Origin of the sequence: Aeromonas sp. MR19 (genome assembly GCF_963899305.1) — a bacterium.
Lineage (GTDB): Bacteria > Pseudomonadota > Gammaproteobacteria > Enterobacterales > Aeromonadaceae > Aeromonas > Aeromonas bestiarum.
Genome location: NZ_CAWQWZ010000033.1, coordinates 1 through 331 on the forward strand (window position 1 = coordinate 1; position 331 = coordinate 331).

2 tRNA genes are annotated in these 331 nt (G+C 56.2%); both read left to right on the forward strand.

The annotated features are described in order from the left end of the window. Window positions 1-38: 38 nt before the first annotated feature. Window positions 39-115: transfer RNA gene (locus AACQ95_RS15875), tRNA-Met, on the forward strand. A 102-nt stretch (window positions 116-217) separates the two neighbouring features. After that, window positions 218-294 (forward strand) — tRNA-Met (locus AACQ95_RS15880). The last annotated feature ends 37 nt before the right edge of the window (window positions 295-331 follow it).

The window sequence follows — 331 nt, forward strand, 5'->3', positions numbered from 1 at the left end:
CTCGGTAGTGTGTGGTGATGAAGGCAGTACAATTCGGACGCGGGGTGGAGCAGCTCGGTAGCTCGTCGGGCTCATAACCCGAAGGTCGTCAGTTCAAATCTGGCCCCCGCAACCAACTATTTGTGCTCATGGCGAGGCTGATGCCAAGCGGTGAACGTAAAGACAGCAAGCTACTTCTGCTCGGTAGTGTGTGGTGATGAAGGTAGTACAATTCGGACGCGGGGTGGAGCAGCTCGGTAGCTCGTCGGGCTCATAACCCGAAGGTCGTCAGTTCAAATCTGGCCCCCGCAACCAACTATTTGTGTTCATGGCGAGGCTGATGCCAAGCGGT